25 protein-coding genes are annotated in these 24,924 nt (G+C 57.3%); 11 read left to right on the top strand and 14 right to left on the bottom strand.

Annotated elements, in window-relative coordinates; all coding sequences use genetic code 11:
- The first annotated feature begins 171 nt into the window (after nt 1-171).
- Entirely contained in the window at nt 172-1,701 is a 1,530-nt protein-coding gene (locus AC2T9U_RS01725; protein WP_493696438.1) for an MFS transporter, read from the top strand.
- Nucleotides 1,702-1,780: 79 nt separating this feature from the next.
- The gene (locus AC2T9U_RS01720) at nt 1,781-2,278 is read left to right on the top strand and encodes a DUF4112 domain-containing protein (protein ID WP_493696437.1); all 498 of its coding nucleotides are present in this window, start codon (nt 1,781-1,783) and stop codon (nt 2,276-2,278) included.
- Between the two features lie 91 nt (nt 2,279-2,369).
- On the opposite strand, the gene AC2T9U_RS01715 is transcribed toward AC2T9U_RS01720, so the two are convergent.
- From AC2T9U_RS01715 to AC2T9U_RS01695, 5 genes are all read right to left on the bottom strand, one after another.
- Nucleotides 2,370-2,543 carry a hypothetical protein gene (locus AC2T9U_RS01715; protein WP_493696436.1) on the bottom strand — a complete coding sequence of 58 codons (174 nt, stop codon included), beginning with the start codon at nt 2,541-2,543 and terminating at the stop codon, nt 2,370-2,372.
- A gap of 31 nt (nt 2,544-2,574) precedes the next feature.
- On the bottom strand, nt 2,575-3,138 hold the full coding sequence (locus AC2T9U_RS01710) for a trypsin-like serine peptidase (RefSeq protein WP_493696435.1): 564 nt from the start codon (nt 3,136-3,138) through the stop codon (nt 2,575-2,577).
- Between the two features lie 212 nt (nt 3,139-3,350).
- Nucleotides 3,351-3,572 (bottom strand): hypothetical protein, encoded by a 222-nt coding sequence (locus AC2T9U_RS01705; protein ID WP_493696434.1) that lies wholly within the window; start codon nt 3,570-3,572, stop codon nt 3,351-3,353.
- Between the two features lie 332 nt (nt 3,573-3,904).
- Nucleotides 3,905-4,738 carry a hypothetical protein gene (locus AC2T9U_RS01700; RefSeq protein ID WP_493696433.1) on the bottom strand — a complete coding sequence of 278 codons (834 nt, stop codon included), beginning with the start codon at nt 4,736-4,738 and terminating at the stop codon, nt 3,905-3,907.
- A gap of 1 nt (nt 4,739) precedes the next feature.
- Complete coding sequence (locus AC2T9U_RS01695; protein WP_493696432.1) at nt 4,740-5,327, bottom strand: papain-like cysteine protease family protein; 588 nt, start codon at nt 5,325-5,327, stop codon at nt 4,740-4,742.
- 616 nt (nt 5,328-5,943) lie between these two features.
- On the opposite strand from AC2T9U_RS01695, the gene AC2T9U_RS01690 reads away from it, so the two are divergent.
- Entirely contained in the window at nt 5,944-6,393 is a 450-nt protein-coding gene (locus tag AC2T9U_RS01690; protein WP_493696431.1) for a hypothetical protein, read from the top strand.
- A gap of 24 nt (nt 6,394-6,417) precedes the next feature.
- Here AC2T9U_RS01690 and AC2T9U_RS01685 read toward each other — a convergent pair whose 3' ends face one another.
- Complete coding sequence (locus AC2T9U_RS01685; protein ID WP_493696430.1) at nt 6,418-6,963, bottom strand: YceI family protein; 546 nt, start codon at nt 6,961-6,963, stop codon at nt 6,418-6,420.
- Between the two features lie 161 nt (nt 6,964-7,124).
- Here AC2T9U_RS01685 and AC2T9U_RS01680 point away from each other — a divergent pair, with 161 nt between their 5' ends.
- Together AC2T9U_RS01680 and AC2T9U_RS01675 are read left to right on the top strand one after the other, a co-directional pair.
- Nucleotides 7,125-7,793, top strand: a complete 669-nt coding sequence (locus AC2T9U_RS01680; RefSeq protein WP_493696429.1) for a 5-formyltetrahydrofolate cyclo-ligase — start codon at nt 7,125-7,127, stop codon at nt 7,791-7,793.
- 72 nt (nt 7,794-7,865) lie between these two features.
- Entirely contained in the window at nt 7,866-8,810 is a 945-nt protein-coding gene (locus tag AC2T9U_RS01675) for an NUDIX domain-containing protein (protein WP_493696428.1), read from the top strand.
- Between the two features lie 105 nt (nt 8,811-8,915).
- On the opposite strand, the gene AC2T9U_RS01670 is transcribed toward AC2T9U_RS01675, so the two are convergent.
- Nucleotides 8,916-9,872 carry a 1-phosphofructokinase family hexose kinase gene (locus tag AC2T9U_RS01670; protein ID WP_493696427.1) on the bottom strand — a complete coding sequence of 319 codons (957 nt, stop codon included), beginning with the start codon at nt 9,870-9,872 and terminating at the stop codon, nt 8,916-8,918.
- Between the two features lie 157 nt (nt 9,873-10,029).
- Between AC2T9U_RS01670 and AC2T9U_RS01665 the strand changes: the two genes are divergently transcribed.
- Nucleotides 10,030-10,962 (top strand): patatin-like phospholipase family protein, encoded by a 933-nt coding sequence (locus tag AC2T9U_RS01665; protein ID WP_493696426.1) that lies wholly within the window; start codon nt 10,030-10,032, stop codon nt 10,960-10,962.
- Nucleotides 10,963-11,295: 333 nt separating this feature from the next.
- Nucleotides 11,296-11,907 carry a superoxide dismutase gene (locus AC2T9U_RS01660; protein WP_115031425.1) on the top strand — a complete coding sequence of 204 codons (612 nt, stop codon included), beginning with the start codon at nt 11,296-11,298 and terminating at the stop codon, nt 11,905-11,907.
- A gap of 81 nt (nt 11,908-11,988) precedes the next feature.
- Here the strand turns inward: AC2T9U_RS01660 and manA are convergent, their stop codons facing one another.
- Together manA and AC2T9U_RS01650 are read right to left on the bottom strand one after the other, a co-directional pair.
- Nucleotides 11,989-13,284, bottom strand: a complete 1,296-nt coding sequence (gene manA / locus AC2T9U_RS01655; RefSeq protein WP_493696425.1) for a mannose-6-phosphate isomerase, class I — start codon at nt 13,282-13,284, stop codon at nt 11,989-11,991.
- Between the two features lie 236 nt (nt 13,285-13,520).
- Nucleotides 13,521-14,414, bottom strand: a complete 894-nt coding sequence (locus AC2T9U_RS01650; RefSeq protein WP_493696424.1) for an oxidoreductase — start codon at nt 14,412-14,414, stop codon at nt 13,521-13,523.
- A gap of 98 nt (nt 14,415-14,512) precedes the next feature.
- Here AC2T9U_RS01650 and AC2T9U_RS01645 point away from each other — a divergent pair, with 98 nt between their 5' ends.
- Nucleotides 14,513-15,886: a serine hydrolase gene (locus AC2T9U_RS01645; protein WP_493696423.1), complete on the top strand. Its 1,374-nt coding sequence runs from the start codon at nt 14,513-14,515 to the stop codon at nt 15,884-15,886.
- Between the two features lie 79 nt (nt 15,887-15,965).
- Here AC2T9U_RS01645 and AC2T9U_RS01640 read toward each other — a convergent pair whose 3' ends face one another.
- The 3 genes from AC2T9U_RS01640 to AC2T9U_RS01630 form a co-directional block, all read right to left on the bottom strand.
- Entirely contained in the window at nt 15,966-16,364 is a 399-nt protein-coding gene (locus AC2T9U_RS01640) for a hypothetical protein (protein WP_028326853.1), read from the bottom strand.
- A 177-nt stretch (nt 16,365-16,541) separates the two neighbouring features.
- Nucleotides 16,542-17,657, bottom strand: a complete 1,116-nt coding sequence (locus tag AC2T9U_RS01635; RefSeq protein WP_493696422.1) for a MinD/ParA family ATP-binding protein — start codon at nt 17,655-17,657, stop codon at nt 16,542-16,544.
- Between the two features lie 14 nt (nt 17,658-17,671).
- Complete coding sequence (locus AC2T9U_RS01630; protein WP_157728059.1) at nt 17,672-18,130, bottom strand: WhiB family transcriptional regulator; 459 nt, start codon at nt 18,128-18,130, stop codon at nt 17,672-17,674.
- 554 nt (nt 18,131-18,684) lie between these two features.
- Here AC2T9U_RS01630 and AC2T9U_RS01625 point away from each other — a divergent pair.
- Nucleotides 18,685-19,176 carry a hypothetical protein gene (locus AC2T9U_RS01625; RefSeq protein WP_115031429.1) on the top strand — a complete coding sequence of 164 codons (492 nt, stop codon included), beginning with the start codon at nt 18,685-18,687 and terminating at the stop codon, nt 19,174-19,176.
- A 750-nt stretch (nt 19,177-19,926) separates the two neighbouring features.
- On the opposite strand, the gene AC2T9U_RS01620 is transcribed toward AC2T9U_RS01625, so the two are convergent.
- Nucleotides 19,927-20,070 (bottom strand): hypothetical protein, encoded by a 144-nt coding sequence (locus AC2T9U_RS01620; protein WP_493696421.1) that lies wholly within the window; start codon nt 20,068-20,070, stop codon nt 19,927-19,929.
- 154 nt (nt 20,071-20,224) lie between these two features.
- Here AC2T9U_RS01620 and AC2T9U_RS01615 point away from each other — a divergent pair, with 154 nt between their 5' ends.
- Entirely contained in the window at nt 20,225-21,718 is a 1,494-nt protein-coding gene (locus AC2T9U_RS01615; protein WP_493696420.1) for a hypothetical protein, read from the top strand.
- Nucleotides 21,715-23,700, top strand: coding sequence for a hypothetical protein (locus AC2T9U_RS01610; RefSeq protein WP_493696419.1), 1,986 nt, complete (start codon nt 21,715-21,717; stop codon nt 23,698-23,700). Before AC2T9U_RS01615 ends, AC2T9U_RS01610 begins: the two co-directional genes overlap by 4 nt.
- Here the strand turns inward: AC2T9U_RS01610 and AC2T9U_RS01605 are convergent.
- Nucleotides 23,697-24,899 carry an MFS transporter gene (locus AC2T9U_RS01605; protein WP_493696418.1) on the bottom strand — a complete coding sequence of 401 codons (1,203 nt, stop codon included), beginning with the start codon at nt 24,897-24,899 and terminating at the stop codon, nt 23,697-23,699. The genes AC2T9U_RS01610 and AC2T9U_RS01605 overlap by 4 nt on opposite strands.
- Nucleotides 24,900-24,924: the final 25 nt, after the last annotated feature.

Below are 24,924 nucleotides of genomic sequence, written 5' to 3'. Positions count from 1 at the left end.
CACAAGAGAAGGTCGTACTCACTTTTTTGGGGTGAGACGATGGGATGCTCTTAACAGCTAGGGGTGGGGCGTTCGTTGGTAGGTGTGTTCTTCTCCAGGCTGTGTTGCGGTTGGCATAGCTGGCTGCGGTGATTCATTGATGTTGAGGAAAGTGAGCGGAGTTCTGTGTCTGTGACGGTTTCGGATCGTGCCGGATGGCGGGAATGGTGTGCGTTGGGGGTGTTGCTGCTTCCGGTGCTGACTGTATCGATTAGCACGACTGCTCTCGGTTTCGCGGTGCCTGCGCTTTCTGCAGCTTTGCGACCGACCGGTGAAGAACTGTTGTGGATTGTGGATGTTTATCCGCTGGCGCTTGCTGGTTTGTTGTTGACCAGTGGGGTGCTTGGTGATCGTATCGGCCGGCGGAAAGTGTTGGCGATCGGTGCGGTGGGGGTTACTGCCGCTACGGTCTATGCCGCGTTCAGTGACAGTGCCCTTGAGCTAATTTTCGCTCGTGCGTTAGTTGGTGTTTTTGGCGCAACTTTACTTCCTTCCACTTTGTCGCTCATGCGAAATATCTTCCACGATGAAGGCCAGCGACGTTTGGCTATCGCAATTTGGAGCGCTAGTTTCGCCGGGGGTGGCGCTCTGGGCCCCATTGTTGGAGGGTGGCTTTTAGGGCATTTTTGGTGGGGAGCTATCTTCCTTCTCCCTGTCCCTTTAAACATATTGATGCTTGCAACAATGTTTTTCTTGGTTCCCGAATCTCGTAATGAAAACTCTGAAAGCATTGACGCACTATCGGTTTTACTTTCAATTGGGGCTATGGTTCCAACGGCGTATGGGTTGAAGCATGCTGCAGCAACGGGGTTGGATGCTTTTTCTATCTTGCCGCTGGTATTTGGTATTGCCTGCGGTTTTTTCTTTACGCGCCGCCAGCTTGGGATGGAGCATCCTCTTTTGGATGTGCGGTTGTTTAAAAACCGTGTGCTCACAACTGCCGCCATCGGTAACTTTTCTTCGGTTTTTGTTTTCGCAGGTGTCCAGTTTTATGTTTCGCAACACATTCAGCTAATCCAGGGGCTTGATCCGGTGACAGCGGGGTGGTGGCTTCTTCCTGGGGCGGCAGCTTCTGTGGCCGTGGGAGTGTTGATTGTCTATCTGACTCGGACTTTTCCTCGTTGGTTGCTTATCGGTGCCGGAACTCTTCTTATGGCTGCGGGCGCAGGGTTGAGTGTTTTTATTGATGTGAAAACGGGCATCTGGCTGCCGGTTCTTATGTATGTAGCTCTTGGGGTTGGGGCCTCTGCGGCTCAGGCTTTGAATACTGATGCGTTGATTTCGGCAGCACCACCGGAGCGGGCTGGAGCTGCGTCAGGCTTGTCGGAAACAGCTTTTGAACTGGGTACTTCTCTTGGTGTGGCGGTGTTGGGGAGTGTGCTTACCACTTTTTACGGTCGCGCTCTTTCTCTTCCCGAGGGTTTATCTGCAAGCGACTACCACGCCGTGGTTTCTACATTGGGGGCTGCGGAAGAAGTCGCCGCTAAACTTTCCCCGGAGGCTGGTTATCTTCTCCACACCGCTGCACAGCAGGCTTTTATTCACGCTGAGCGGGTAACAGGTTTTACCGCGTGTCTAGGGCTTGCTGCGGCAGGAATTCTCATTGCTCGGTCGCTTCGCAAAGGCGGGCTGGGTCGCGTTTCTTCTCCTTCGAATTCCTAGTTTTCCAGGGACGGAAGCAACTACCGAGTGATCTACGTGCGGTCATACATCCGCGTGGCCACTGATTTTTGAGGACTTTATGACTTCTATGCCGAAACGTCCTTCCGATAGCAGCTCGACCCCTGAGCTTGATTTATTGGCTTGGCTGCTTGATGACCTTATCCGTATCCCTGGTATTCGGATGAGGATTGGTGCAGATGCTCTCATTGGCCTTATACCTGGGGTCGGAGATGTTCTAGGAACAGCTCTTGGTGGGGCTGTTCTTATTGGCGCAGTTCGGCAACGCGTTCCCATGTCTACCCTTCTCCGTATGGGATGGAACCTTTTCATTGACCAAATACTTGGCCTTATCCCTGGCGTTGGTGACATCGCAGACTTTGCTCATCGCGCTAATTCGAAGAATGTTCAGCTGTTGCGCCGTGATATCACTGAAGGGCGCACTGTGAGCACTGATACTCGGGGCTACTTGATCCGTGCTGCGTTTTTAGTTGGCGTGATTTTGTGTGTGCTGATTGTGTTCACTGGGGTTGCTTTGTGGTTCTTGTGGCGGTTGGTTTCTACCCTGTTGGGCTTGTAAGGCTGCCGCGTTTTTATGATGCCTTCGCAAGGCATAGCATCGGGCCCCACCGGTAATTACCGGTGGGGCCCGATGCTGAGAGGAATTCTGCTCAGGAGGGCGGCAGTTCCGAAGTGTCTTCAGGTTTTTCTTTGATCGGTTTCTCAGAAGAGTCCAAGATCATCCGTCGTGGTGCAGCTGCTGTCATCTTTTCCGGTGAGAAGTAGGTGAGAGCCTCTTCTGGGTCCGGGAAAGTATGCTCATCGACGATGTGATCTTCACTCATTTTCTGCCGCTTTCCTGTCAAGAGTGATGTGTTAGCGACCGCTGGCGCTGGAAGCCTTGTTGTACGTCTTCTGTACAACGCTTCCCCAGTATGGGCCAAACATGTAGTCCGGGATCTCATCGCGCCCATAGGAGTTAACCGAGTTCTGCACGGATGAAGTGCCGGTGTATTTACCTCCCATAAACCAGGGGCCGCCGGAGGATCCGCCGGTCATGTCACAGGGGATGCCCTGTGCCTGACTTTCAGGCTCGAGCTTGTCGGGGACTGCCGTTCCGGTACATGACCAGAGAGTTTCACCATCGTACGGTTCGCCGGCAGGGTAGCCGAATGCTTTGTATTTCAAACCACGCTGCTGGTTGAAGGCGACGCCCGTTGCTCCGACAGTATCGGAGAGGGTTTGACCTTTGTTTTTACCGACGACAACGAAAGCAGTGTCAACTTCCATGTCTTCGGACCTGATCCAGTCCGAAGGCGCGAAAGCGTTGACTGCCGTCCATTTGCCATAGGGCGCATCGCCGTTTTCATACGCTGGAACAAAGATGAAACGGCTGGCGTACCGTCCTCTTTCATTGACGCAGTGAGCAGCGGTGGACACCGTGGAACCATTTTGGGAATTCACAGAGTTAGCGGAGCAGACATAGTCTTTTCCATTAACCGTGAAGAAGACTTTCCCAATGGTCGGCTGAGGCTTTTCCCGTACTGCTTTTGCAGAAGCTTTGGTGAGTGGAGAAGTGGATTTTGCGGCAGCTTTGAGCGGTTGCTTTCCAGGAATAACCTCGGGCGGTAACTTTTCTTGCTGCTTCTTGCTTACAACTTTTCCACTTTTCTTTTTGTGAGGTCTTGAGCTTTTTGCATGCGTTCTTTGGTCCAGTAAGAGGGCGCTTCTTGCTGGCCTTCGAATTGATGCATCACGACCTTGTCCTCGCCGGGTTCAGCCGGAGTGGCCTGGGCCGTGACGGGGAGCAAAGAGCCGGTCAGTGCCACCAGGGAGACGACGGCGAATACGGAACGCCTGTTGACTGTGCTCATAGGATGCCTTTCGATTTCAGTGAATCAAGTTTCCTTCATTCACTTATTTCAGGATTCCAGCATCGATTCAGATACGAAGCTGCATCCATCGCGACTGTTTCTCAATCGCGTACCGGCGAGTACACAGGAAAATTTGACGCCTCACCATGTCTACGAGGTAAGGGTTTTCCATGTATTTAGTCAAATTTCAGTAAAATATATTTAACAATTAAACCTAAATGGGTCACGAAATTGACCGTTTGAGTGTTTCCAGCTGTGGTACGTATATGGTCGACGATCGCCGACCATATACGTGTTAAGTGTTTCCGCAGATCAGGGTTCTACAGAAGCACTCAGTGGGTGGTGTGGCGGCGAGCGATCAACGTACCCACGATCGCCATAACTCCCAACGCACCTACACCCCCCAATGCCAACGTCGTGGCCGAAATCCCCACGCCACTGCTCGCACTGGTTGCGGCAGCAGCCGGAGCTGCACTGGTCTCGAAACCACCAGCCGCACCACTCTTGTCATAGTCACTACCAGGCAACTTGTTCGCGTACTTACCGTGCACAATCTCCTGGTAACGCTTCAACGACACACCCTCACCAACATTGGCGCGGGCCTCATCATTCAGCGGCAATACCCGATCTCCTTTAACCGAGTACCACGCGTTAACCTGCGGCTCATGCAACACCTGACCACCCTGGGCACGGCTGTTGTACTGCGCCTCTAAATCACCAGAAGCGGCATTCACAGCCTTCCAGCCCGAGCCACCCTTGTCCTTAACGCTCCACACACTGGTGACCTGATCCCCCACACGCACCGTGTTCGCCACATAACCCAACGCACCCACCGGGCCACGTCCAGAAGTAACGAACTCAGGCTGCAACACATTCACCTGCGTCGTCGTACCCGACACCAACGACGGCCCCGGTTCATCTGCAGCAGCGCCGCCAGCAGCATTGGAACGCCCCTGCGCGGAGGAGTCTTGCCCCTTATTTTTTTCTGCCACACGGGCAGCGAGTTCAAGACCGGATTCACTGGCGGCAGCTTGCGTGGCGGCAACCCGTTCCGCGCCGGTCAATGGCGGTGGGGCGATCGCGTCGGCGGCGTTACCGATTCCAGGGTTGGCACACAGCAACATTCCTGCACCAGCCACTGCGGCGAGCATGCGCTTAGTAGTCATGTCAGCCTCCGATCTGAGATAGGGAGTGCGTCCAGGCGAACTCGTGGTTGTTGACGTAGAAGTCGTATTTACCGACGTTCATTCGCTTATTGGAGGGCCAGGGGTCGTACCATTCGATGCTTTGATCACTGGCGCTGAAGCCACTGATCACCATCATGTGACCACCACCGGCCTTCCAACCGATGCGGGTGAGGATGGGGCGGTCAGCGTTGATGTCTTTCTGCACTCCCGTGTAGCTAACCGGCCTGGAACTTACTTGCCCAGGGGGAACGCCAAGTGCCCTAAAAGCCTTTTGGTCGTTTTCCAGGGTGGCTTGCTGGTTAGGGCATTCTGAGGTCCTCGGGCGCCCAAATGCGAGGTTACAGAATTCGTTTTGAGATACGTTGACGCCTTTGTAGTTGGCAATGGTTGTACCGGTTGCTGACCAGCACCATTGATCGCGTTCTTGGGCTTGAGCCCTGATCGGAAGACGAACTTCATCATCGGCGCGATGGATAGGGGCAGCCATAGCTGAAGGCGCAGTGAGCATCACTGCCGCAAAGAGGCCCGAAACCCCGGCCGCCTTGCGAATTGTGTTGTTTCGGAACAAAACTCCTCCTCATCGAGGAATGTCGGTGCGGACAACACGAAAGTAGGACTACCCCAAGCACCTTTCTTGTTTTGACGCCCCCAGCGCGTCACATCGTGAATAGTCTTCACAGCCGCTACGACCGTTTTCACGGATCGACGTCCCTTTTCTCGTGAACGTTCACACACAGGATTAGCGGGGAGAAAACATGTTGACGAGCCCGCACACCTCTTTCGGTGAAGCTTTACATGAGGCTGTCCGCCGGCGCGGGTTGCCGCTTGCACGTGTGCAAGCCCACCTAGAACAGGCAGGTTTCCATGTGGCACTCAGCACAATCAGTCAGTGGCAGCACGGACACCGTCTACCGCGTTCTCCGCGCTCACTGGCCGTTGTCGATGAGCTAGAGCGAATCTTGGGAACTCCACCTGGAGCTTTACGAACTGCAGCTATTGGCACGCCTCAGTCCCATAGAAGTGACCTGCATATTGTCGACTATGCCGAGCGCCTTGAGGCTCTGACCGCCGACCTAGGCGCGTTGCCCAGCGCTGCATTTGCAACGCTGGGCAACCATGATCAAGTCACCATCGGCCCGCGAGGAGGTTTGATCCGACGGCGCTCACTCACTGTCATGCGAGTTATGGAATCCACGGATCGCCTTGTTGTTACTCATGTCGGAGAAAACAACAGTGACATCAGCCAGGCGAGCATTCGCCCCGTTCGCGGCACCCGTCTTGGCCGGGTGCTACGCGACACGGAGACAAATCTGATTGCCGCTCAGCTTCTTTTCGATCGCACTCTCGACCGTGGGGAACTCATTGTTCATGAGGTTGAGTTCGACTTACCTGGGGATACTTTGGCTCGGGACTATTTTCATTGGGTGACCCATGAAGTCACTCTTTTAACCGTGGAAGTGACGTTCGATCGGACATATCGCCCGAGCACAACTACTTCCTTTTTCCGTCCACGCTCTCAAGCTCCCGACACCTGTTGCCACGAGCTGCGCCTTGATCACGGTGACCGTGCAGTTTTAGTGCAGCAACCAGCATCTGCAGGCATTCACGGGATTCGCTGGGAGTGGCCAGGATGATCTTCGCGGAGAAGATTGGGCCGATCAGGCCTGCTTCACAGCGGAGATGTCGAAGGAAAGGGTGACTTCTTCAGAAACAAGCAGGCCACCTGCTTCGAGGACAGCATTCCAGGTTAGGCCGAAGTCTTTACGGTTCACCTTGATTGAGCCTTCGAATCCAGCGCGCTCAGCTCCAGTGTGATCGTTTGCGGTGCCTGCGAAAAGGAAGTCGATGGTGATGGTGCGAGTGATGTCACGAATAGTGAGGTCACCAGTGACGCGCAGAATGTCGGCGCCACCAGAAGCGACATGCGTGGATCGGAATGTGATGTGGGGGTACTTTTCGACGTCGAAGAATTCAGCCGAGCGCAGGTGGTTGTCCCGGTCACCGTTTCGAGTGTCAATGCTGCTGGCATCGATGGTTAGCTCAATAGCCCCATTAGTGAGGTTGGGTTCAATGCTGGCCGTACCTTCGAAGGCATCAAAGGAACCCCGCACCTTAGTGACCATGGCGTGACGAGCAACGAAGCCAATCTCACTGTGAGCCGGGTCGATCGAGTAGGTGCCGTGAAGCGATTCGAGCGTAGTCATGATGCCTCCTTGAGTGATGCGCCCCTGGGTGGTGTCGTTGTACTGACGAGAACAGGTAGGTGCGTAGGGTCCTGTATATATCCAACCAATATGGTTGAAGGTTCATCTTCACCATAGATTCACTTACTTGACACGTCAACGCGAAAAGAATGGAAGATGCCATGACCTCAACCCCACGCCCCACTCCTCTCACCGCAGCCGCGGATGCCTTGGACGCCGCCAAAAAACGAGAACGCCGCCTACGACTAGCCATCCGACGCCAAAATCACGGCCCAGATAGCTCCGGCCGCACTCAAGAAGCAGAAGCTCTCGCCACAGCAGCTCTAGCCCTGGCTCGCAACTATGCCCCCGAGGCAGGACGCATTGCCTCCTTTATCTCCACCGACGATGAGCCCCCCACTCACACCCTCAACGCCACCCTGGCTGCAGCCGGATATGACGTCATCATTCCCGTCACCAATGACGACATGACCCTCAACTGGCTCCCTTATGACCCCAGCACCCCCCCAGCTGTACACACCCGTGACCTCACCGACACCCAACGCGCAGCACTTTTAGGCCAGGAGGCGATTACAAGCGCTCCTCTCCTACTCATCCCCGGCATCGCAGTGGACATCAAAGGCAACCGACTCGGACACGGCGGTGGCTGCTACGACCGCGCCCTGACCACAAAACACCCAGAGGCAACCACCATCGTCATCCTCCACGAAGGCGAAATAAGCACTACCCCACTACCCCACGGCCGCTTCGACCAGCCCGTCAACGGCATCCTTACCGCATCCGGGCACCAATTTGTCCCCCTCACCGCAGAAGAACCCCCCTTGCCCTGAAACGAGGACACCCCACCCACACTTCTGTATTTACAGTCGCGCGCAGGCGGGAAGCGATGAAACTATATTGACGTGGCCAACGAAACCGGAAGTGTCTCCAACCCACGCCGCCCAAACGGACCCCGCAACCCCGCCGACCAATGGGCTGAAGGCCCAGCCGGACGATTCTGGGGCACCAACGGCGCCGCCGGGCTCCTTGCACATGACCCACCCCGCGGGGTCCTCCTCCAACACCGTGCCGCATGGAGCGACCACGGCAGCACATGGGGTCTGCCCGGCGGAGCCCGCCACAGCAACGAAAAACCCATACCCGGCGCACTACGTGAAGCAACCGAAGAAGCAGGCGTTCCCCACGAAAACCTCCTTATCGCCAGTACCTACACATACGACGTCAATTACTGGAGCTACACCACTGTCATCGCCCAAGTAACCACCCCATTCGAAGCTGTCATCAACGACACCGAAAGCGAAGAACTGCGCTGGGTTCCCATCGATGATGTCGATTCCCTGCCCCTACACCCCGGCTTGGCCGCCTTATGGCCCCAACTGCGTTACGCCCTCACTGCCCAGCCGCACCTTCTCATCGACATTGCAAACGTCATGGGGTCCCGCCCCGACGGCTGGTGGAAAGACCGTGTTGGAGCTGCCCAGCGACTCCTGTCACAACTCGAAACACTCACCTACCACGGCATCCCCGGCCCTTTTCTCGGACATCCCAAAGAGTGGCACTTCTGGCCAGAAATCGAGGCTGTCGTCGAAGGACAAGTAGCCCGCACAGACAACCTCTTCACCACCGCGCCGCCCCCTGAACAAACCACGCCAAGCACAGGCGAACTCCTCATCACCCGAGCAAGCGCCGACGGCGACAGCACCATCCTCGAACGCCTTGCTACCTTCCCCGCCAGTACCGACGTAACCGTCGTCACCTCAGACCGACCACTACGCACCAGCGCCGAAAACCTCGGCGCACGCGTCGTCGGCTCCGGCTCGCTTCTCTCCTTACTCCCCCACACTTAATCCAGCCCAGCACGCCAGACACCCCTGAAAGCACGCGCATGGACGCCACCACTCCTGGCGTCCATAGCCGAACTATTCCCACCTACCTCACAACACCCCTCAACATCACAACGCTACAACCTCAACATCCTCAGGACGAGCCTGGTCAGGAGTGGGCACCCCCGAGCCTTCCAAACCCACCGCAGCACTCCCATACGCCACTGCATGCCGCAAACATCCCACCTGATCCTGCCCCTGCATCTGGGCCAATAAATACCCGGCAATCGTTGAATCCCCCGCAGCAACCTGACTACGCACCGTCACTTCCCGCGCCTGCGCCAACCACGCCCCCTGCGCATCAACAAGCACCCCACCAGCACTACCCATTGTTGCCAACACCGTGTCAATCCCCCGCTCCACCAGTAAACGACCAGCCTGCGCAATCACTTCCCAATCCCCAGCGGCCACAGCCTCACGCAACACCCGCACCTTAAAACCACTTGCCTGCGCAAGCTCAGAAGCATTCGGCTTGAAAAAATTCGGCGCAGCCAGCTGCAACGCACGCGCCACCGCAGCCAATGGCGCATCCGAAGCATCCAGCGTGACCTTCACCTGCATCTGCCGCAACGTGCGAATGAGATCCACATAAAAATCATGCGGAACGCCTGGCTGAAGCGATCCCGACAACACCACCCAGTCCGCCCGCTCAGCTGCGATAAGTAACGCACTGCGCAAAGCGTTCACCTCCTGCGGAGAAATCTCCCCACCAGGCTCATTAAATTTCGTTGTCGTTCCGTCAGCCTCTGTCAGCGTCAAATTGGTCCGCACTCCCGCAGCGACATCAATCGCAGAAAAAGGAACACCCCTCATCTCCAATAACGTCAACAACTGCTCCCGCGGCGAGGCAGGCAGAACAGCAACTACAGGCTTACCTGCCAACTGCAACGCACGCGCCACGTTCACGCCCTTGCCACCAGGCTCAATCACCACATCACCTAAACGGTGCATCAACCCCCGCTCCAACCCACTTCGCAGGTGCGCAGACCGATCAACACTGGGATTCGTGGTCAGGGTGACAATCATGGCGCTGACTCATCCGTTCTGTCGGGGAACACCTCTGCCCCCATCATCTCTCACCAACGAAAACAGCAATCAAGACACCCGCACATAGCACCCAACGCACCAGCAACGAAGCGTGGCTCCACAGAAGTACTCAGAACCCGGTAGTAGCGTGAAAGGCGTGCAGCTCACATCGAATATCACTGACACGGCCCTCGTCTTTGAAGGAGGTGGACTCCGAGCGAGCTACACCTCTGGCCTCGTCGTCTCCCTGCTTGAAGCTGGTTTGTACTTCAACTGGGTAGGCGGAATTTCAGCCGGATCGAGCCATACAGCCAACTACCTCTCGCGCGATGTGTGGCGAGCCCGAGCCTCCTTTACCGACTTCGCCGACGACCCCCAGTTCGGCGGCTGGTCCACTTTTGTACGCGGCCAAGGTCTCTTCAACGCGAAATACATCTACCAAGAAGCAGGTCAGCCCGGCGCCAACCTCCCCTTCGACGACGAAACATTCCAAGCCAACCCGGCCCAGATGAGCGTGGGGGCCTTCAACGCATCCACAGGCGAGTCCACCTACTGGGGCCGCTCCGATATCGATACCGTCGGCGACCTGATGATCCGAGTCCAAGCCAGTTCGACAATGCCGATCGTCATGCCCCGCGTCATCATCAACGACCACGTGTTCCTCGATGGCGCCCTAGGAGAAACCGCAGGAATCCCCCTCCTGCCAGCACAACGCGCCGGATACGAACGTTTCCTCATTGTTCTTTCTCGCCCCCGCGACTACATCAAAGAACCTTTCCGGCACACGCGTCTGGTCAACCGCTGGTTCCACGGGCTACCCGCTGTATCTGAAGCACTCGCCTCGCGGCCAAAGCGATACAACGCTCTGCGCGAAGAGATTTTCTCTCTCGCCGAGGAGGGAAAGGCCTACGTCTTCGTCCCTGAAACCATGCCGATCTCTACTAACCGATCCACAACAGCCCAGCTCAACGCCTCCTACGAGGCTGGATACGCCCAAGCCCAGAAAGAACTCCCAGCCATTATCGAATTCCTTGGCGATCCCCAAGGCACAAGCAAAAACACCGATACGCAAGCACAGACGCTTACCTAAGATTCCTGAGACGACACCCACCATGTATCGTTCGGCTGGAAAAACCTACCGCGGTAATGAAGACCGAGAGCTGCACCTTATGTGCCCACAGGGCACTCTTGGCCACAGCAGGAGCGGCAATCCAGTGACATGCGTCACCGCCACGCCTAGGATGACCGTTGATCAGGAAAGCCCCGCCAATGCACCCGGCGGTGCGGCGCATCGTCCCTGAGCGTGGACAAGCGCCCGGCAAGAATCCGTGACACGCCCAGCATCCGCTCGCGGCACCATTCCACGGAGGACCTGGGCCGGATACCCCCAACCGGCATCACAGCGAATGAGGAGCAAAACACCATGAGCAAGTACGTCCTGCCAGACCTTTCTTACGACTACGCAGCCCTCGAACCGCATATCAGCGGCGAAATCATGGAGCTCCACCACTCCAAGCACCACGCCACGTACGTTAAAGGCGCAAACGACGCTGTCGAGCAGCTGCAGGAAGCCAGCGCCGCAGGCGACACCAGCAAGATCAACCAGATCACCAAAAACCTCGCCTTCAACCTCGGCGGGCACATCAACCACTCGATCTTCTGGCAGAATCTTTCCCCCGAAGGCGGCGACAAGCCTGTCGGCGAAACCGCTGAAATGCTCGACCAGTTCTTCGGTGGCTTCGACAAGTTCCACACCATCTGGTCGGCTGCCGCTGCTGGCATCCAGGGAGCAGGATGGACGATCCTGGCCTACGACACCCTCGGCCAGCGCCCCATCATTGCCCAGCTGAAAGACCAGGAAAGCCAGCTTCCCGCCACGCAGGTGCCGCTGCTCATGCTCGACATGTGGGAGCACGCTTACTACCTGCAGTACAAGAACGTGAAGGTTGACTACGTCAAGGCTTGGTGGAACGTCATCAACTGGAGCGACGTCGAACAGCGCCTCGTGACTGCCAAAGGCCTCAAGCTGGTCTGATCTGCAAACCGCTGCAGAACCCCACTGAATTGTGTGTGGCCCCCACCCTGACCAGGGTGGGGGCCACACACAATTCACACATCAGTGAGGGCACACAACACCAACAGGATGTGGGCCAGTTCCTGAGCGAGCATGCCCTGACTCACTCAGCAATGCCGACGACATCTCATCAGCGTGATTACGGGCAGCGGCTGTAGTGTCCGCTCCGGCAGTTGCCACGAAGATCCGAGCACCCTGTGCAGACCAAGCTCGTGCTCCCTGCGTCGCAGCAGACAGATACGCCGACTCACCACGACGAACCTGCAAAACCTCACCCGTCTCATCCTGTAAGCACACGTCACCTTCCACGGCAAGCAAGATCCGTGGACCGGACCCAGGAAGGTCAATCTCTTGCTCAACCACATCAACGGCATATAGAGCAAACTCAGGAACGGGAACGATATACGCCCAGACCCCATACTCATCAGGTTGCGGACGCAACACCGGTACTGAGACATCTGGATCCAAAGTTCGCATAACTTCAGGGATATCAATGTGCTTAAGCGTCAACCCTGCTCGTAGAACATTGTCTGAGTTACCCATCACTTCCACACCCGCACCGTGCAAATAAGCATGCGGACCGGCTGCGGCCATGAACAGTCCCTCCCCCGGAGCGAGAACAAGGTGCTGGAGCAACAACGATGCGATGACACCGTGGTCACCTGGGTGCTCTTTCTCCATTCGAGCCACTGCAGCGAATGCAGCAGCGTCATCTCCACCAGAGGCAGCTAGCTGTTCAGCCGCTGCAGCAACTTGGGCTGCAAGCACCTCAGTCTGCTCTTGTGGCATCTCTAACAACGCACCAAAAGCACGCAGTCGCGCTTCATCTCCGCTTTGCTCCAAATCGGCGGCGATAGGCTCCAACGCAGCGGCACCCGTCATACGCAGCAACCGCGCAGAGTCACAGGCCGGGCGAAAACCCGCCAATACTTCAAAATCTGTCAGTGCAACGAGAACCTCGGGCTTAGGCCACGTGTCTACGTAATTACGTGCCGGATCCTCCAACGGGATGCCCGCTTCCTCTTCAGCAGCAAATCCACGCTCAGCTTGCGCTCGGTCAGGGTGCACCTGGATGGATAGTGCTTGGTCAGCAGCTAAAACCTTCAACATGAAAGGCAACCGGTCGCCATAACGAGCCACGATATCTGCACCCAACTCAGTGACTGGGTCCTGGGAAATAATGCTGTCAAGACCGCGCATCGCCCCCTCACGAACGCAGCCTGCAGGTCCGGCAGGGTGTGCCCCCATCCAGAGTTCAGCCTCGGGGCCTTCTGTCGGGACAGGCCGTCCCTGCAGTTCCGCGATGACGTGACGCGACCCCCATGCGTACGTCTTCACACACGGCGAAATTATTTCCATAACACTGCCCAGGCTAGGTCACCCATCACAGAGCTGATAGGCCGTGGGACCAACCTAAGTGTCTATATAGACTCCTGACCTTTGATTTTACTAAGCAACCGAGATGGAACAGGCACGCTAAACACCCAAACAGGCCCCGATCTCCAACACTCAGCCCACACCTGCCCCCAACAACAACGACCCCATAACAACCACGCACATGCAGCGCACAACCATCAACGCGTAGTCAGCGACTCACACACCTGCCACAACTGCCGCCCAGCAGCCACGTCATAACTACGCCTAATTGACCTCTCTACCCTAGGAGCCCCCACTACACCAGCAAACCCACCTGGACCTACATAACTCCCACCCGCCAAATGCGGAACCGTCGCAGCAAACAACTCCGGCAGTGCTCCTTCCTCAGGACTTTGACTGCACCGCAACGTCGACAACACCGCACCCATCAACCAGTTCGCATCACGTTTACCCACATGCGAACGAAACAAATCTGTCGAAGCTATCCCCGGATGAGCTGCCATCGCACGCCGAGAATCCCCCACCTGCAATAAACGACGCTGCTGCTCATAGGCCAACAACACACACGCCATCTTGCTGTCCGCATACGCCTGCCACGACGAATACCGACGCGAACGCCAATCCACGTCCGTCAGGTCCGGACGCCCCATCCGATGCGCAATCGATCCCAACCACACAGTCCGATCCGTCACCAGACCCCATAACCGCTGCATCAACGCAAAATGCCCAAGAACATTCGTACCAAACTGCAGCTCATGCCCCTGCGCCGTCCGGCGCAGCGGCGTATTCATCACGCCAGCATTGTTAATCACCACCGAAATAGGCCGGTCCCCCCACCCATCTGCAAACCGATGCACCGACTCCAAATCAGCTAAATCTAAATGACGCACCTGGCTACGTTCATCACCCCCCGGCATCACTTCAGCACGAACTCTCTGCCCCTTCTCCACATCTCGGCACGCCATCACAACGAAAGCACCCTTAGCCGCCAACTCACGCGAAGCCACCAAACCCAAACCTGAATTCGCACCAGTCACAACAAACACCCGACCTGACTGATCCGGAATATCACTACTGCTCCAACTAGTCATGCCACCTATCCTCACGCCATAAACCATCGACGTCACTTCGAATCAGCCAGACGCGACATCCGTTTGCACACACCCCACCAGCCCGATAAGCATGAATAATGCGCGCTTTACTCGCCCCCGCTGCTGGTCTCCTCGCCCTTACCCTCGCTGCTTGCACCACCGGAAGCGACCCCACACCCCAAAACACTCCCACTGCCACGCCCACCGCCACTGCCACCTACCCCAACGACACCATCGGCCAGGCAATGCAATGGTTCGTCGGCCAAATGAGCACGGACAAAACTGATTCCAACCTCGCCCAGCGTCTCTCCTCCGAATTCACAAAACACATCACCCCTCAACAACTGCTTGTCTTCTTCGGTGAACTGCGCCCCCAAGGCCCCTGGATCACCGAAAACACCACCACCAATGGCAATAACGGCACTGCAACGCTCATGAACAAATACGGGCAGCGCTTCACCCTCACCATGCACGTTGACGACAATGGCAAAATTGCTGGCGCGCTTGTGGATTCAGCCCCTAAAGGAAGCACTGCCACCACCTGGAACGACGTCACCAAACGCGCCCAACTGGGAATCAAAGACGTCTCCATCCTTGCCGCCAACATCGATGACAATGACAAACTCACCGATGTCCACGCCCACGATGCTGACACCCCACACCCCGTCGCTTCCGCCTCCAAGCTCTACATCCTCGCTGCCATCGCCGAAAAAATCGCTGACGAGGAACTCAGCTGGGACCAAGAACTCACCCTCACCGAAGAAGACAAAACCCTCCCCTCCGGAACACTCCAAAACAGCGCCGCCGGAACCCGAGTCAGCGTCCTCGACGCTGCCACCGCCATGATCTCCACCAGCGACAACACCGCAACCGACCTTCTACACCGTACTGTCGGCGAAGAAGCCATCCTTACTGCCGCTAAAAATGCCGGTAACGATCACCTCGAAGGAATCACCCCGTTCCTAACACCCAAACAAATGTTCTGGCTCGCCTACGGCCCTTCCGAAGAGGCCCAAAAAGCCCGCTCCTCATGGAAGAGCTCCTCCCCTCAGCAGCGCAGAGAACTGCTCAAAAACCTCCCCATGCCTGGCCCTGGGCCACAAATCCCCAACAATGCAACCACCGCACAATGGCCCAAAGAGATCGAATGGTTCGTCTCCGCACGCGACCTCGCCGACGTCCATCTGCACCTGCAGAAACTTGCTGACTCTCCCACTGGAAAACCCTTAACCCATATCCTCACTAAAAACGCAGGCATCAAAACCCCCGCCTGGGCTTCCACTGCCTTCAAAGGAGGAAGCAACACTGGCGTGCTCTCTTTTTCTTTCGCCGCAACCACCGCGAAAAAGAGCCGACAAATCCTCATCGTCACAGGCCGTAGCACCGAACCTGTTGATCAAAACACTGTCATCGCAGCCACTACCGACGCCGCCAACCTCCTTGCCACCAAACACGACCCTGCTAAGGAGTAACCCCTCCCCCAAATAAAAGGGGCTCCGTCGACTTATCAAAAGTCAACAGAGCCCCAGAAGAGTCAGTTCAGCTATACCGTCACCGGCGCTGCCACTTGATGTCTTTACGAGTCAAACGCGCTTCCACATCCTGCGGCGACTGCGGAGCTGATGTCGCATAGTCACGCAGCATCTCCTCGATCACCGTTGTCAGCGGCACACGCTCCAACTCTGCGCGGGCATGCGCGAACGCCATAGTGCGCTCAGGAAGACGAAATACCGATGCTTTCTTTGGGCCTACTGCCGGAGGCAACTCTTCAGGAACCCCCGCGCGCTTCCCACGCGACTTCGGTACCCCAGCCAGCTCAACCCTACGTCGACGCCGCAGTACACCGAGCGCCTCGCCATCCGTAATGGGCCCACGCCCCTCATACCAATCGAGCGGCTTCAACTCTCCGGGCAACGCCTCATCCCTGCGCGGCTCGCGCACGTTCGACATGTTTCCTCCCGATCCCCTGTATGGGCACACCGCCCCTACTGACACCCGACTGGTCGAGTGTCCAACTTTCTGTCGCTGACTCTAAGGGAAAGGCCATGACCACTGCATTCACAGTCACTGCCCCCATGCCCCATCACCAACGAAGAAACTAAGCAAAAACGCTGGCAGACAAGACAATCAAGCCATAAATCGGCTGGTTATAGCCGCTGCAATATCCAGATAGGCTTCTTGCGTAGGACGCTGCAATTTTTCCCACGACATCTGCGCACCATCTGCCACATGCGGATCAGCTGGAACCACAATCAAATCAGCCGCCTTGCGCAGGTGATGCAACACAGCTCCACGATCAACCTGCCCGCTTACCAAGTCTTTGGCCGTCAAGACCACGATGCTCGAACCAGCTAGACGAGTGAATCCATTGGCCCGCAACCAAGCGATCGTTTCCGCTGCTCGCCTGGCACCAGTAATCGACCATGCCGCCGGGATAACTGCCGTATCGGTGTGTTCAAGAATCCCACTCATTAGCGGGTGAGTAACCCCCGTACCGCAGTCAACCTGCACTAACGAGTAATAAGTCCCCACCACATCAAGAATGCGCTTGAAGTCCTGCGCCCGCAGCGAATCCCCTAATACCGGGTTGGGCTCACCTGGCAACATAGTCAACCGACCAGTTGTCACTGTGTATTTCGACAGCGCTTCCAAACTATGGATGGAATCGATATCGCGAGCTAACGCCGAAATTCCAGCATGAGACTCACCAACAAGACGCTCAGCCAGATCACCCGCATCTGGATTCGCATCGATGGCAAACACTGGATCAGGACGCAGATCCGACAAAGCCAACGATGTGGCCGCCGTAGTTGACGTTTTACTGATGCCTCCCTTGAGACAAAAAAACGCTGTTACGTGACGTCGGTCCAGACGCCGGGCAATGAGCGACTCACGCTCACGCACTTTTAATTCATGCACCGACGGCCCTGGGTTCCATCTACCTGATGTGATGTCATACGCCAAGGCACGCCACCCCGCACGAGGACGAGGCGAGGCCTGCGAAAGCATTGGACGTTCCACCGCAGCCGCGGCCGAATCTGGTGGACCAGCAGGTGCAGTACCCGCAGCCGAGCTCAAGCTCTGGTCAGTCGGCGTTATTTCTTCAACTGGGAGCAGATCATTTTTTGCTGGAGGCACCGTCACTAACGACGGTGCACCCTCGACCTCGGCCGCAGGAATCAATGGATTGGGCCGCCCCCGCGCAAGCTGCGCGGCAGGGTCCCATGACTCAGCAGCACTCACATTAATCACTCCGCTCAGGAGGCGGCAGCGCGTGCGCGCTCACGACGACGAGCGGCGGCATTGTGCCCCCGGCACTCGTCACACCGGCACCCACGCCGGTACGTGTTAAGTGAACCAGCACCCTTGGCATGGGTGGGAGTGCGATCACGGTCAGATCCACCGCGACGAATTGGCACAGATACTGAACGTGCACTGGGACGAGCCGCAGCAATCAACTCAGGGAAGCGCTCCCTACGCTGACGCGTGGTCATCGAAGCGCGATATCCGATGTCATCCATGCGCAGCGCTGCAACCAGGCAGGCTTCCCATAACGGACATGAATCACAAATGGCCCGAAGGTGCCGAGGCATGCGGTCTTCCTCGTACTCCGGAGTCCAGTCATTGGCGGAAATACCTGTCGCCGTAGAGCGGCAAGCGGCAGATCCATCCAAACGGAGCTCATCGGCTTCTACTTTGACCCTCAAAGACGCCATGGAGAGACCACTCCCGGCAGTCGAATCGGCCATAGGTGCCGTTCGTACGTCTGTCATCGTGCGCATTTGTCCCCCGTGAACATGCGTCTGTGGTGCGGCGTGAACGATTTAGAGTTTGGAGATCTTGCGCTGCTGTCGTCAATACGCGTTTCCATACAACCGTCCAGGTTTCGTGTACTCGTGAAGGCTTATTTGCCTTCGCGTGCCGTCCGACACTGCGCAACCGAACCCCCGAGAGGCAATTTCGACAAACAGTGAAGAGTGGCCGTCAAGCCGACCGAATCATCTTGTTGGACAGTTGATCAAGACGATAGTTTGGTTTGCGGTTCTTGTGTTGACACTTTGGACGAGATCAACCACTCGGGATGTATGGACACTTGCGTTTCATGGGGAGATGACACATATCGCCCCCCGGCGATGTGATTTAAATCACATAGAAATTCTCGCATCGTGGACATCTCCCCCACCTCCCGAAGGCCCTCTCGACCATCCCCGAACCCGAACCACACCTCGAAGACGAGAAACCCCCGGAACCGAAAGCGAGATACGCGGGCATGACCACGACCCCCACTCCCCCCCACATCAGCAACGGGTCGACCTCCACAAATCCCCAGGCCAACAAACTCCCTGACGGCTACATGACCGCCGAGATGATCGCCGAGTCACTCGCCCGCATCACCGGCAAAAAGTCCATTCCCGCCTCCACTATCCGCGGAATGGCTAGCCGCGATCAGATGCCTGCCCCTACCGGCCTCAAATGGGGTCGTCGAATTCTGTGGGACGCCGATGAGGTCAGCGAGTGGCTCAAAAAACGAGAGGCTCGCCACGTTCCCCGCGCACTCGTTCGACAGATCCAACGCAACCTTGCCGCCCTCGATGAACAAGCTCGCGCCACTGGAAACGACGCGCGACTTAAACAGGGCGTCCGAAACGCCTATCGCCGAGGCCTATCCTTCCAACAAATCGCGGACGCCATCCTCGTTAAAAACGGCGACCATCACCCCACCCGAGAAGCCGTCCGCAGCCGATTTGGTCCCTACATCTGATCACCTGTCACAGTCGGAAAATAAACAAACGATCAATGTGATTGTTCGTTTACATCACCAGACATCGACACAGTGGCGCCCCTCAGGGCGCCACTGGCGCATCCCGACAGGCCCCATGTGGGTAATAAATTTTTATTTACCCAACCAACCCCAGTTTCCTCGAAAATCAATATCATTGAATGCATACATGCAGGTCAAAGGCCTTGAAACTTTGGGGTGAGTGACACGCACCACCCCGAAATCAAACTAATTTGCGTTGGAAACACCCGTCCATCACAGATGAGGTAATGACGTGTCACCGACGCCTTCCCAGAACCGCCGCCCCTACATACTGACCGCAGGGGCAGCACTAGCCCTCTGGCTCTGCGCTGACCCCAGTGCGTACGCGCAAAGCGACTCCCCCACCGTCGAAGGCACCCAGCGCTCCGATATCACCACTGCAACTCCACGACGGGTAACACCGGCAGCAACACAGACACGACAGCAAGCGCTCCGCAAGACACACACATCACAACCCGCAACAACTTCAACGCCCCAGCACAAAGCTGCAGCCTCCGCCCCAGCTACAACCCAGCCCCAGAAAAACACAACCTCTCCAGCCCCTCAGGAACCAGCCAGCACTACCCCAAGTCCTAGCAGCGCCACAGCCACAGCCACAAAAGCACCTCAACGCACAACAGCGACAGCGCAAACCACCTCTAAAGCCACGCCTACCCCTACCCAACGAAAAGCCCCTAGTAGGAACGCCACTCAGAGCAGCACCCCCAAACCAGCACCAGCACCAGCACCAGCACCAGCAGAAAAGAAACCGACGAAGCCCGCGCAGGGCAACACCACCCCGTCTGCACCTTCCTCACGGACGTCTACGTCTTCACCACGCACGCAAACTTCCACCGAAAGCACGGTTCGCAGAACTGCTGAACCGACAAACAACCGTGCAAACACCTTTACCGGCAAAACAGATGACAGCGCACAAAAATCTTCTGCCGCTACTGAGCAATCTCACCAGGCCGCTGTTATCTCTCCTTCTGAGAACCACCCCACGAATGTGGCCCCAGCACCGCAGATAGAAACGCCGACCAACTCGGCGTCGCCAACGTCGCCGACGCTGAGTGAATCAGAAGATCAGCAAGACGAAGTCACCAGTCGTCAAAAGCAGCGCGAAGCCCAGCGCGAGCAAATCATTCGCGACACGGAACAGGCTGCAGCGGATCGTCAAGCACGCCGTGAAGCACGTCGTGCAGAACGTGAAGCACGCCGAGCAGAACGTCAGGCCCAGATCAACCTATGGCGTGAACAGCGACATGAACGCCAAGAAGCACGGCGCCAGCAACACGAAGCCGCACGCCAAGCCATCCGTGAACAGATCTCTGAAGCCGTAGAGAAGGTTTCTGAGCCTGCAATGTCTCGGCCTTTCTGGAAGAGTGCTGAAGCCGCAGCACAGGAGCAAGAAGGGCAGCAGACTGAAGAACCTTTCACCCCGGCAGAAGAAGAAACCCACGTACCTGCTGAGCAGGTCACTTCCACCGACACTGCCAGCCCTGCACCATTGATGGCGGTTGCCCCAGCCGCAGGACCCTCAGGTCATCGCCACGAAAACAACAGCGGCAGCCAAGAGATGGCGGGACCATTCCGCGCTGCAGGGAGCACTCCAACACCCTCACCTCAACGCTCTGCCGCCTCGGCAACTACTCAACAAAAATCTGCGACCACAACGACAAATGCATATCCCATCATCGCTTCTAGTACTTCGCGTCCTTCATGGGCGCGGGGAGTTGCTCCCATCGCGGACAACCCTGAAGAGGTAGCCCACGCTGCCACAGTGGCCAAACAGAGCGCGATGGCCCCTGACGTAGCTAGCATGAGTATCTCTTTTGGTAAGTGGAGCGACCTGCCCCAGGCTGCGGCTGCAGCACCTCGTGGCGCGAAACACACCGTGCTTTCTTTACCGGCGTTGCCTGATAGTCACGGTTCTTTAACCGCTTGCGGCAAAGGTGAGTACCGCAAAATGTGGGAATCTTTCGCGCAGGCACTACAGAAAGCGCATATCGATAACCCCATTCTTGATATCAGCGCACCTACAAAAGAAATGAATCCGCAGGCGTACGCATCGTGTTATCGCCAGGTGGCAGAAGCAGTTAAAGGTGTACTTCCCCGCGCCACTATGCAGTGGACGGTAACGCACGGCACCGATGGTCCTTACGACGCGGTTGCTGCGTGGCCAGGTGACGGAGTGGTCGACATTGTGGCCCTGGATGCTCTGGATACCGGTGGCAACTGGTCCAAGGCTGTAAACGGGGATCGCGGACTCAACTGGTGGGTGACTTTCGCGCAGCGCCGTGGAGCGAAAATTGCTGTGTCTGCGTGGGGGCCAGTGCCAGGATCAGATGCCTCATCAAATAACGCTCCATACGTGCAAAACATGCACGATTGGCTGTGGCGAGTAGCCCAGAAGAATGCTTTGGTCTACGACCTATACACCGAAGGCAGCAAGGCGACCGGTGGTCGTGCTGCACAGGCTTACCGGGCATTGTTTCGATGAGGAGCGATGAATTCGCCAGGCGGCATCCGGAAGTCGCGCCTGAACCGATCGTGCAGGTGACTTTCGATGTGGACAGTGATGGCACTGAGGTTGCGCTCGTCGATGGTCACGTTGTCGTGCCTCACAACGGTGAAGATGTTTTAGATGCGGCAGTTAGACAGATCGCTGCAATGGTGCCGGTTTTCGCTGGTATTGATGACGATGGTCACCCATATACGGGGCTGAAAGCGACCCTGGTCGGGGATGATTTGTCTCGCTTTGTTGTGGTGTATCGCGATGGCAGGTTGTTTGTTCCGGCACAGTCGGATGCTGGGCAGGAGCAGGCGCTTCCCGATGGCGTGATTCCGTTTCCGGGTGGAGTAGGTGCATCCGTAGCGGAATTGGATCTGCAGGACTCTTCTGGGGATTCCTCTTTGCAGCGTCAATTAGAAGATGAGTTCGCAGCTCATTTAATTGCCCCCTCTGTTGTGGTTTCGATGGACGGTGTGGAAATTGGTGGCGCTGAAGCCGAGGCTGAGGAGCTGTTGGTAGAAGATGAGGGTTCTTGGTCGCAGGAACCTGAGTCTGAGATTAAGGTCGCGAGGCTGATACCACCTGGCACACCGACTGGGGGTTCTTTTTCGGCTGGTCTTGCTACTGCAGCTGACTCGTTACTTGTGACGGGTCAGACAGTTTCGGCTGCGGGTGAAGAAACTGCGGCGATATCGGCGCCGAAATCCTCGGTAGGTGTGCTGGATCACGATGAGATAGATGCAGACATTGAGCGCCCGATGTACATCGAGGATGTTAAAGCTGTTGGGTTACGTCGCTGGTCATGGGGGCGTGTCAGTCATCGGTTGGCATTAGGTGCTGCTGGTGGTGTGTGCGCGCTGGCGGTAGCTGGGGTTTTGGTGAGTCCGGTTGTGCGGGGGGCTGGCGATGGGAGCAGCTCACCGGCGCCGGTGGTTTCGGCGCCTCCTGGAAGCACAGTTGAAGGTTCGTGGTCGACGGGGCCTTTGACTTCAGCAGCGGGGCCGGTGGTTTCTGTAGGGGATTCTCTGGGGTACGTGAAGTCTGATGGCACGGTGGCGTTGGTCGATGCTGCCACGGGGCGTTCTCGTTGGGAACAAAAGATTGTCCCAGCTCAAGTGCGTGGTCATTTGTCGAGGACACGGATCCGGTCAGTGGATTCATTGGCGATTCATGTAGGGAATCGGTTAGTGGCGTGGTCGTTGGCGGATGGTTCTGCAGTAGCTGCGGTGGATTTGCCGGAGGGCGCGCAGGTTTCCTATTTGGGCGCTTCTCCTTTGGTGGGAACGGGCAGTTCGACGGTTTCGGTGCTTGGGGAGGAGGGGTTGTTGCAGGTGGCGGTTCCTGCGGGTGCATATGCGCTGGCAGCGCGGGATGACCGGAGTGTGACTGCGGTGTCGTCGCAAGGCTGGTGGCGTTTGCGTTCAGGAGTTCCTGCAGGTGCGGTGCGTCCGTTTGAAAGTGCTACGCCAGATGCGTTGCCTAAGGATGTTCGGCCGCGGGTGGTGGGCTATGTGGGTGAGTCGGTTGTGTTGGAGTATCCGGCTTTTGGGAATCGTCGTGCGGAGTTGGTTGTGCATAGCGATACGGGGCCGCAGTTGCAGGTGGCTTTTCGGGGAGTTGCTCCGCCGAAGACGGGTAAGGAGGAGAGGCTGATTGGTTCTCCAGCACGGACGTGGGGCGTGTATGGGCGTGCGCTTGTGGATGCTGCGGGGGGTTCGGTCTCTGATTTGGGGCAGTGGCGTTCTAGTCATGTGACGGATAGGCATGTGTATGGGGTGAGTGCGGGGCGTGCTTCAGTTGCTGGTCCTGGGCAGGGTGTTACGGCGTTGCCTTCTGGGGCTGATGTGCCGGAGGCGGAGTCAGATTCGGTGTTGGCGGTGCGTGTGGCTGGTCCAGCGCGTTCGCGTGATGGGGGTCAAGCTTTGGCAGAGGGGCAGCAGGGGGTGGTGGTGTTGCTGCGCAAGGGTTAGTGCTGTGGTGTGCGGGTTTCTTTGACGGGTAGCCAGGCCAGGGCGGCCAGGCTGGTGAGGATGCCAGTAATGGTGAAAGCCAGGCAGTAGCCCTGTTGGGGGCTGGTGGTGAGCGTGACGGTCCATCCTGTGATGACTGGCCCCAGGATTGTTCCTGCGTCCATCATCATCTGGAAGCTGGAGAGAACTTTTCCGCCGTTGCGGTTGGGGCCGATGATGTCGGCTATGGCTGCTTGTTGGGCTGGGTGGATGAGGCCTGCTCCTAGGCCTGCGATGAATGAGGCGGTTAGGAAGAGGGGTAGGGCTTCGGAGAGGGCGAGTGCTGCAGTGGCAGCACCGTTTGTGATGAGTCCGATGATGATGAAAGGGCGTCGTCCGTAGCGATCGGTTGCGTTACCTGCGGTGGTCAAGGCGAGGGCGTTGCCGATGGCGAAGGTGGTCAGCGCGATGCCTGCCCAGCGGATTCCGAGGGTGGGCATGGCTGCTGCGTAGAGGGGGATGAGTGCGACGCGTACGCCGAAGTTGGCCCAGCCATGGCTGAAGGCGGTCAGGAGAACTGCGCGGTAGGCGGGGTGGTGGAGGGCTTGGCCGGTGGTGATAGTGGGGCGATTGGTGTGGGGGCCGGTGGTGGTTGGTGCTGGTTCGGTGAGGAAAGTAGCGACGACGGCGGTGGCGGTGAGGAGCATTGTTGCGTACACGATGAAGGGGATGCGGTATCCGGCTTCAGCGGTGAGGCCACCGACGATGGGGCCGGCTATGTTTCCGATGAGGAAGGCTGCGCCGAGGGCAGAGGAGCAGCGTCCGCGGATGTTGGCTGGGGATAGGCGCACCATGAGGGCGGAGGAGGATACGACGAACATGGCTGAGCCGATTCCGCCGAGGGTGCGGTAGGTCAGCAGTTGGGTGTAGTTGGTGGCTAGGGCGCATGCTCCGGTGGATAGAGCGACGATGAGTAGGCCACTCATGTAGATGCGTCGTTCGCCGAGTTTGTCGACGAGGGCGCCGCTGGCTGGGGCGGCTGCGAAGCGGGCGAAAGCGAATGCGCTGATGATGGCGCTGGCTGCTTGGACGCCGACGTTGAAGCTGGCGGCGTATTGGGGCAGTACGGGCGCGACGAGTCCAAAGCCGATGGAAACGCAGAAGGCTGCGCTGACGAGGATCCAGATTTCGCGGGGTATGGGGGTGCGGGTTGTGGGCATCGTGGCAAGTATGACGTGGGGCGGG

The organism is Dermatophilus sp. B7861-1, from assembly GCF_058996045.1.
Note: the sequence above shows the minus strand (reverse complement) of the source record. Positions and strands in the feature narration are given on the sequence as shown.